Origin of the sequence: Polynucleobacter aenigmaticus (assembly GCF_002206635.1) — a bacterium.
Classification (GTDB): domain Bacteria; phylum Pseudomonadota; class Gammaproteobacteria; order Burkholderiales; family Burkholderiaceae; genus Polynucleobacter; species Polynucleobacter aenigmaticus.
In genome coordinates this window covers 1-9054 of the sequence record NZ_NGUO01000026.1, presented here as the reverse complement: position 1 = coordinate 9054, position 9054 = coordinate 1, and the positions used below count along the sequence as shown (strand labels likewise).

At 39.9% G+C, this 9054-nt stretch carries 9 protein-coding genes; 7 read left to right on the top strand and 2 right to left on the bottom strand.

Going from position 1 to position 9054, the window contains the following annotated elements:
* From CBI30_RS10840 to CBI30_RS10815, 6 genes are all read left to right on the top strand, one after another.
* A partial coding sequence (locus CBI30_RS10840) for an IS30 family transposase (protein ID WP_143744398.1) occupies positions 1-539 on the top strand: 539 nt, incomplete at its 5' end.
* A 165-nt stretch (positions 540-704) separates the two neighbouring features.
* On the top strand, positions 705-2069 hold the full coding sequence (locus tag CBI30_RS10835) for an HD-GYP domain-containing protein (RefSeq protein WP_088528306.1): 1365 nt from the start codon (positions 705-707) through the stop codon (positions 2067-2069).
* 191 nt (positions 2070-2260) lie between these two features.
* Complete coding sequence (gene pgi / locus CBI30_RS10830) at positions 2261-3802, top strand: glucose-6-phosphate isomerase (RefSeq protein ID WP_240553579.1); 1542 nt, start codon at positions 2261-2263, stop codon at positions 3800-3802.
* A gap of 135 nt (positions 3803-3937) precedes the next feature.
* Positions 3938-4849 (top strand): UTP--glucose-1-phosphate uridylyltransferase GalU, encoded by a 912-nt coding sequence (gene galU, locus CBI30_RS10825; RefSeq protein WP_276207152.1) that lies wholly within the window; start codon positions 3938-3940, stop codon positions 4847-4849.
* Complete coding sequence (locus CBI30_RS10820) at positions 4849-5811, top strand: sensor domain-containing diguanylate cyclase (RefSeq protein WP_088528305.1); 963 nt, start codon at positions 4849-4851, stop codon at positions 5809-5811. Before galU ends, CBI30_RS10820 begins: the two co-directional genes overlap by 1 nt.
* 78 nt (positions 5812-5889) lie before the next feature.
* Positions 5890-7227 (top strand): HD-GYP domain-containing protein, encoded by a 1338-nt coding sequence (locus tag CBI30_RS10815; RefSeq protein ID WP_088528304.1) that lies wholly within the window; start codon positions 5890-5892, stop codon positions 7225-7227.
* Positions 7228-7254: 27 nt separating this feature from the next.
* Here CBI30_RS10815 and CBI30_RS10810 read toward each other — a convergent pair whose 3' ends face one another.
* Positions 7255-7578 carry a hypothetical protein gene (locus CBI30_RS10810; protein WP_088528303.1) on the bottom strand — a complete coding sequence of 108 codons (324 nt, stop codon included), beginning with the start codon at positions 7576-7578 and terminating at the stop codon, positions 7255-7257.
* Between the two features lie 476 nt (positions 7579-8054).
* Between CBI30_RS10810 and CBI30_RS10805 the strand changes: the two genes are divergently transcribed.
* On the top strand, positions 8055-8633 hold the full coding sequence (locus CBI30_RS10805; RefSeq protein ID WP_088528302.1) for an ABC transporter transmembrane domain-containing protein: 579 nt from the start codon (positions 8055-8057) through the stop codon (positions 8631-8633).
* A 23-nt stretch (positions 8634-8656) separates the two neighbouring features.
* Here CBI30_RS10805 and CBI30_RS10800 read toward each other — a convergent pair.
* A partial coding sequence (locus CBI30_RS10800; RefSeq protein WP_143744397.1) for an IS3 family transposase occupies positions 8657-9054 on the bottom strand: 398 nt, incomplete at its 5' end.

The window sequence follows — 9054 nt, the reverse complement described above, 5'->3', positions numbered from 1 at the left end:
AAGATCGAGCTTTGGGCAGTATTAAAGGTGCCATATCCATTAGAGAGCGGCCGGCAGAGGTAGAGGATCGTGCGGTCCCTGGACATTGGGAAGGTGATCTACTTTACGGAGATGCTAATAGCCAGATTGCTACTCTCGTTGAGCGCCAGACTCGCTATGTGATGCTAGTCAAGGTTGCTCGCAAAGATAGTCAAACAGTCGTCAATGCCTTAATTAAGCATGCGAGGAAATTACCAGACGAGTTGTATAAGTCGCTCACTTGGGATCGAGGCAAAGAGATGTCTGAACACAAACGCTTTACCTTAGCCACGGATGTTCAGGTTTACTTTTGTGATCCCCAGCATCCTTGGCAACGAGGCTCAAATGAAAATACCAATGGCTTACTAAGACAATACTTCCCTAAAGGAATGAGCGTAGCCAATTACTCGCAGGCTAAGCTTAATGCCATAGCCAGGAAACTTAATGAACGCCCTAGAAAAACACTAAACTATCAAACACCGGCAGAACGTTTTGCCCAATCTGTTGCGTTGACCAGTTGAATCCAAGGTTTTTTAGAGATCTTCAAGTTACTCTAAAAGGTAAGTGAGTGAATGTTTTTCCATTCACTCCTACGATTTCCCTATTTAAAACTCTCTCCGGTTAACATTTTTTAAGAATTATATCTACGGTTAGTAAGTCATATTTAAGAGTGGCGTGAAATTTTTTTGATCAATTCAACTCCAACCCTCATTACCTCGCTATTCTTATTTTTCGGGATATTTTCATTTGCGGGAGCTTATTTACTATTATCTACTTATAAAAATTATAATCAATCTTATATATCTATTTGGGCGATTGGCTGTTTTCTGATTGGCGTTGCCACTGTTTTTTTATCGCTAAAAGGGATATTGCCAAATTTTGCTACATTCATGCTTGGCAATGGTTTCAATATTGCAGCATATGTCTTTTTCTATTATTCCTATCAGAATTTAGTGGGTAAGCAGATCTACCTTAAATGGATTGCTTTAAAAGCTTTGATTGCAGCACTTTTCTTTCTCGCTGCTCTGATATTGGTTGGCGAATATTTTGATGTCAAATATCAGCCGGCTATTGTTGCAATCGGGGGATTGGTATTTAACTTTACCGTCTTTTTACCAGCCCTCAAGATTTATAAGCAACTGCAAATTCAGGTTGCTTTGGGGTTGCTAATCACCTTCTTTTTAAGTGGGCTGGTTTGGGTAGTTCGCTTTATTATGATTCTGTTTTATGGTCTTGGGTTTGTGTACGAAGGCGGCCTAACAAACGCCATCACTTTTATACTCCTCTGTATTTTTGGCATACTCAGGTTTATGTTTTTTACTAGTTTAGCTGGAACAATTGAGTGGGGCAAAAAAGAGGAGTTAATTACTGAAAACCACCTGATAAAAATGGAGCTCGCTAATAAAAATCTTGCTCAATCTGAGTTGCAACTATTAGCATCCTTAAGTGCGCTTGCAATGGCGCGTGATAATGAGACGGGAAACCACATTATTCGCACACAAAATTATGTAAAAGTGCTTGCTCTTCGCCTTCAAGCTGATGGGTATTATGTAGATCGCCTATCGGATCATGCCATTGAATTATTGTTTAATGCTGCACCACTTCATGATATTGGGAAAATTGGCATACCTGATCTCATCTTGCTAAAGCAGGGACCCCTTACGGATGAGGAGTGGACTATCATGAAAACCCATACCTTGATTGGAGAATCTGAATTAAGTACTCTAGAGATTAAGCGTGATGATGAATCGGGTGTGGTTGCAAAGGCTATCCTGATTGCAGGAGCTCATCATGAGAAATGGGATGGTAGTGGCTATCCCCGTGGTTTAGCTGGCGAAGCGATTCCTATAGAGGCTCGGATTATGTCGGTAGCTGATATGTATGATGCCTTGGTGAGTAAGCGTATTTATAAAAATGCATGGACACATGAGCAGGCAATTCAGGAGATTGTTTCTAAAGGTAATACTTATTTTGATCCTGTGATTGTTAATGCCTTTATTGCCGAACAGAATTCTTTCAAAGAAATTTCTAGAAACTATCAAGATAGTTAAGGATTGCCGTAATAACGAATGGGCTGTTAGATATCATCTTTTAGAGCTTAATTCGTAGTAATCACCATATACCCATCAATTTAGAATTGCATTTTATAGAAGCATTTTGCGGTTAATGGGTCTACCAACATCTTTGCAATCATCAAAATAGACAGAAGAAAGGGAGCCCCCTTCAATTTTTCTATGGATAGATGAATCAGGTGTTAACTAATCTGGATGTTGAGCCCGCTCTCGAAGGGCAATTTGGTGAGATGCCCAATGCTTCATTTGGGAGCTTGAATGCAGCCGGTCTCGTATTAGATTCCGCCTATCAAAATATTAGTAAAAAAGAATGGCAAGATTTAATTGAGCTTGCTCAGAAAGCGAGCATTGCTGATCGTATTAATGATATGTTTTCTGGAAAAATCTTCAATAGGAGTGAGCGGCGTCCTGTGCTGCATACTGCTTTACGTAATTGCTCAAAAAATCCCATTTTTGTAGAAGGTAAAAATGTCATGCCTGAGATTGAGGTGGTGTGGCAACGGATTCAATCCCTATGTAATGAATGGGATGGGGTCACTGATGTCATTCACATTGGAATCGGGGGATCTGTTTTTGGTCCCCAATTAGCAGTACAGGCATTGGCGAATTTACCTGGTATTAATAGCAGGGAAATGCGAATGCACTTTGCTGTCAATATAGACGGTGAAGAGCTTACCCAAATTTTTAGGCAAGCAAAGCCTGCTAGCACTCGTGTCATCATCGTTTCAAAGACCTTCAGTACAACAGAGACTTTGATGAATGCCAAGGCAGTAGTGAGTTGGCTAAAATCCAATGGCTGCAGCAATAAGCAACTCCAGGGCGCACTCTTGGCGGTTACTGCCAATCCTACTGCGGCGCAATTATTTGGCATTACGAGTGATCATATTTTCCCATTTTGGGATTGGGTGGGAGGGCGATTTTCTGTTTGGTCGGCAGTAGGCCTTTGCATCGCATTGCAGTATGGGTTTGAGACTTTTATGTCTTTTTTAAAGGGGGCTGAAGCAATTGACCGGCATTTTCAAGAAACTCCAATTGAGAAAAATGTACCGATATTAATGGCCTTAGCATTGCTACACCAGCAAAAAAAGTATTCCTCAACTGCCTATGCAGTCATTCCTTATGCAAATGCACTCAGCCTATTTCCATTTTGGTTACAGCAGCTTGAAATGGAGAGTCATGGGAAGGGTGTGGGGTGTGGTGATATACCTATACAGAACTCTTCTCCCGTTGTGTTTGGCAGCGTAGGAACTAACTCCCAACATTCCTATTTTCAACTACTACATCAAGGCGCTGAAATCATCCCAGTGGACTTCATTGCGGTGGGCGAGCCGATGAGTGATATTCCCGAAGCAGTCGATCATCACCGAATACTTTTGGCAAACTGCTTAGCGCAAGCGCAGGCACTATCTTGCGGTAAGACTTCTGAAATTCCCAATGAAAGCTACCCTGGTAACAAGCCCAGCAATCTTATTATCCTTCCCAAATTAGATGCTTTTCATCTGGGAGCGCTATTAGCTTTGTATGAAAGCCGTACAGTTGCTTTGGGAATTTTATGGGGAATCAACAGTTTTGATCAGCCCGGAGTTGAATTGGGAAAGCAGTTATCTGTGCCGATTGATTCAGCCCTTAAAAATGGTGCTGACATTGATCAGAGTCAGTTTGACTCAATTACATCCGATCGAATTGCTTACCTAAAGCCCTATTTCCAATAGTCAAAAAATGAGATGCAATAGGTTTTAAGTTTAAAGATATAAAAATTGCGTTATTAGGAATGAGATTGCGCTTATTGGGTCTCATTTTTTATAGCTTATTGAAACAATAGTAACTATTTACAAGGGGAAGAAGGCGTGAGTATTACTAAATATCAGCCAATAACTAAAGCAGTATTTCCGGTTGCTGGCTTAGGGACGCGTTTTTTGCCTGCCACTAAGGCAAGCCCAAAAGAAATGCTGAATGTCGTGGATAAGCCTCTTATTCAATATGCAGTAGAGGAGGCGATTGCCTCTGGTATTACTGAGCTCATTTTTGTGACTGGACGCAATAAGAGGTCAATCGAAGATCACTTTGATAAAGCCTACGAGCTTGAGGCAGAACTTGAGGCTAAAAATAAGACAGATCTCTTGGTGATGGTACGCAATATAAAGCCTAGCCATGTAGATTGTGTCTATATTCGACAATCTGAGGCGCTTGGTTTAGGGCATGCTGTTTTATGCGCAGAAAAGCTGGTTCGAGATGAGCCTTTTGCAGTTATTTTAGCGGATGATCTTTTAGACGGAAGGCCACCGGTGTTGTGTCAGATGATGCAAGTGCATAAGAAAAATCATACTTCAGTATTGGCTGTCGAAAAAATCAGACCAGAGAAAAGCTCCTCTTATGGGGTTATTGCTGGGATTGATGAAGGCGACGGCGCTTATAAAATCAATCGGATAATTGAAAAACCACAGCCAAAAGATGCGCCATCTAATTTGGGTGTCGTGGGGCGCTATATCTTATCCCCCAATATTTTTAAGCATATTCGTCAATTAAAACCTGGGTCTGGTGGTGAGTTCCAGTTAACGGACGCCATTGAATCCTTATTGCAGGTAGAAAAGGTAATGGCATATGAGTTCAAAGGGATTCGCTACGATTGTGGCGATAAGCTGGGGTACTTAAAGGCAACTGTTGAGTTCGCATTAAAGCACCCAGAGTTCAGTATGGAATTTAAATCCTACTTAATGGGCTTGGCGAATAAGTTTGGAATTGGGTCAAGAGCAGTTTAATGGATGCTGTGACTTCTGGCTTAAAAGTTCGCGCACTTCTTGGAAGGCGAGCCTTAGATAATGCCATCAATATGCTTGGTCAGGGCGTAGTCATCTCAGATGAAAATGGCATCATCATCAGTGTGAATGAAGCTTTCACATCAATAACAGGATATGTTCTTAATGACTTTGATGGAAAAGGTTATGGAGAGTTATTCAATGGTCCAAAAACCAATAAAAATACTATAGCCAAAATCGATTTGGCTTATATGGACTTATCTCACTTTTCCGGAGAGATATTGCACTACCGAAAAGGCGGAGCGGCATTTTGGAATGAATTGTCTATTTCCCCAATATTCAATAAACAAGGGGATATTTGCAATTTCATCATGACGATACGCGACATATCCGACCGCATCAAAATAGATGATAAAACGAAAAAATTAGCATTTTTTGATCAGTTGACAAATCTGCCTAATCGTAATTTATGCTTAGACCGCTTAAATCAGGCTCTTGTTCAAAGTAAACGCAGCGCTCTTTACGGGGCTTTGCTATTTATTGATATCGATAACTTGAAATTCATCAATGATCAATATGGGCATGAAGTAGGTGATTTATTACTGGCTGAATTTGCAAAACGCATTTCTAATGGTTTGCGGGCAAAAGATACTTCAAGCCGGTTTGGTGGTGACGAATTTGTTGTGATTTTAAATGAGTTTACAAATAATTATTCACAAACAGCCAGTCAGGTAAGTAGCATAGCAAATAAAATTTTATCTAGTTTGTCAAATAAATATACATTTACCATATGTCATGTAACGCGAGGCGAGACCTCCATTCAATTTGAAAGTTCTGCCAGCATTGGAGCCAGTCTATTTTTAGGCAATCAAATTAAATCAAGCAACATTATTAAGCGGGCGGATATGGCAATGTATGAAGCCAAAAAAATGGGCGGAAACCAAGTGAGATTTTATGCGCCATAAAAGGTATCAGAGTAAGGATACCAAGTGCAAGCTTGTCGTTTTTCACTGTATTAATACATCGGGGTTTACCGTTACATAATGGAACTTACAAACCAGATAATGTATTTGGGGGCAGCTCTAGTGACCTTGGTCATTGCTCTCAACTCGTCGGTAGAATTGAAGACTCGCATAGCAATCAATAGCTCTGGATTATATTGGTCCATCGCAGGCTATTTAATGGCCCTCTCTTGCTTTTCATTTGTCTTTTTTCCGTGGTCAGGCAAGGCCTTAACTATTGGGGACTTACTTCAGCTAGGCTCTGATATTGCTCTGGGATTGTTGTTTAGGGCAATCTACACGCGAATTACAAAAAAGCAGCTTGTTTATTTTATTTCGGGTACTTTGGCAACTTGCATGTTGTATGTGTGGGTTGTGATTAATGGAAATTATGGCGCTAGGGTGGAATTCATTGCCATATCAACTATTTTATTGTCTTTATGGCAATTATATGAACTGCATGGATGTTTTAAAAAAGATAAATCATATTATTTGCGATTTATATATTTAGCTATCTTTGTGCAAATTGCTTTACTGGTTTCTAGAGTAATAGTTACTGGATTGGATCTAAGTGCACACGCCTCAACTTTTGATGAACATCAGGATGAATTTTTTGTACGGCTCGCATATATTTTTTGTTACATAGTCATCTTTATCTTTTTAGGAAATTATTTTTATAATCATCTATGGAAATTATCAATTAGTCTTAATCAAAAACAAGAAGATAATATGTTATCTATTCTGAATTCTTTGGCTCTGGCTCGTGACGATGAAACTGGTCACCATATACTAAGAACTCAAAAATATGTGCATGCTCTTGCTATACGCTTGAAGTCAATTGGATTTTATGGGGCGCAATTAGAAGAAGCCTATGTGGATATCTTGTATAAGGCGGCACCATTACACGATATTGGAAAAGTAGGCATTCCAGATCAAATATTAAATAAGCCTGGTAGATTGACTGTTGAGGAGCGTAACATCATGATGACCCATGCAGCAATGGGTGCGTCAATACTGGAAGTAGCCAAAGATAAGATTGAGAATACAAACGATGTACTTTCTGTAGCATCTACCATCGCTGAAAGTCACCATGAAAAGTGGGATGGCACTGGCTATCCAGCTGGACTCAAGGGGAATGCTATTCCATTGTCAGCTCGAATCATGGCGCTAGCCGATGTTTACGACGCCTTAACGACAGTACGCCCCTATAAAAAAGCATGGACACATGAGGATGCTTCTGAAGAAATTATTCGTAATAGCGGTATCGCATTTGATCCGGCAGTTGTGGAGGCCTTCATCAGCGAGAAAAGCTACTTCAAGGAAGTGGCAGAAGCTTTTTATCTAGAAGAAAGAGCTGTATCTGCCGCTATAGGGAGTTAATCGTAGTGTGCATGAATTTGGGCGAGATTAAAGCATATTCAGAACATTGCCAACGGGCGATCCGAGTGCAGGGTTGCCAAACCAAGTTTTTCCAAAAATACTACCTCTCTTCAACTTATTAATATCTTTGATTGCAATATAAGAATGTGTTTTATTCTTTATGGTTGCTATCGTCATCAGATCGCCCCGTTGACTAATGTGGACTGCTTGGCAAAATTCATTGACTGAATTATCGTCCCAGCTGCCCGTGCTATAAACCGAATCTTTAAATATTTTTTTAATGTGCTCTAAATAGCGATCAATTGATGTTCGCATTTCAAGATCCACTCTTTTGTCAGTCGCCTTATTCATCAATATCTCCCATCTGAAAAGTAGATGCATATAAAAATTAGAATAGGATAAATGTATACCTTTTTTTAAAAAAATGGAATACGCATCACTACTAGTTTAATAATCAAAGTCTTATTTAAAGAAAATTTAGTATTTTTATTGGGTGGTTTAGTATTTTGACGCTATGTCCATAAGCCTTTTCTTTTAGATTTTCTAAGGTTTTTAGACTTTACGTATCTGGCTCTACATTCATAAATTGCACTTATTAGACTAACTTTGCAGTATTAAGGTCGCCCCAAACTCTGTATTTGTTCATTCTTACATCGTCATCAATTCATTTGGTTATTTGCAATAAAGACGACTCAGCTAGCCTTAAAAGCCCCAGAGTAACTCTAACTTAGTCTAGGGCTAGATGAGCGCCTTAATTGCCTAACCCTATCGATTTTGACCATACGCCTAATCTTTGGTGAGCGACATTTGTATTTTTTTATATTGGAATGTTTGTGCTGCTAGAGCGTTTATCGAAAACTGAGTTATCTAAATCGCTATTGCAATTTAAGCCGGCATTCTTTTATGTTGCCATCTTTACGGCTTGTATCAATTTACTGTATCTTGCACCATCTATTTATATGTTGGAGGTGTATGACCGAGTGTTGACTTCAAGCAATGTATCGACTCTAGTATTTCTGAGTCTTATTATCTTATTTCTATTTCTGATTATGTCGCTTTTGGAGTATGTTCGATCGGCCATGGTGATCAAGATAGGTGAGAGGCTTGATAACACCTTGAACCAAAAAATTTATACAGCCGCATTTCATCAGAATCTAAAGTCCAAGAAAATTAATGCAGGCCAAGCTATCGCCGATTTGACTACTATTCGGCAGTTTGTTACGGGCAATGGCTTGTTTGCTTTTTACGATGCCCCCTGGTTTCCAATTTATCTAATAGTCATTTTTCTTTTTAGCTTTTGGATGGGTATATTCGCATCAGTCTGCGTATTTATCTTATTTGCCTTAGCTTGGGCAAATACGCAGGCCTCCCATTTGCCTCTAAAAAATGCCAATGCATTGAACTGACCCCCAGTAGTTGGACAGTTTAGTTAGGTTAGCACGAGGGATTGAGTTCGGTAATTTACCGGGCTCAATCCCTTTAGTTTTTGTTTGATTCGATCATGGTTGTAGTAATGGATATATTCCTTTAGCTGGGTTTTAAATGATTGAACATCGTCAAACTTTTGTTGGTAGAAGAACTCAGTTTTCATAATCCCAAACCAGTTCTCCATCACGGCGTTATCTAAGCAATTCCCTTTTCTAGACATGCTTTGAGTAACGCCTTGTTCTTGCAGGGCCTGTTGATACAGCCCCATTTGGTATTGCCAGCCTTGGTCGGAGTGCAATACTGGCCTGCCTTCATTCTTGAGTCGTTTGAAGGCGCTCTTTAGCATCTGCATTACAGAGCTGATCTGCGGCCGATCAGCAAGCTCATAGGAGATGATCT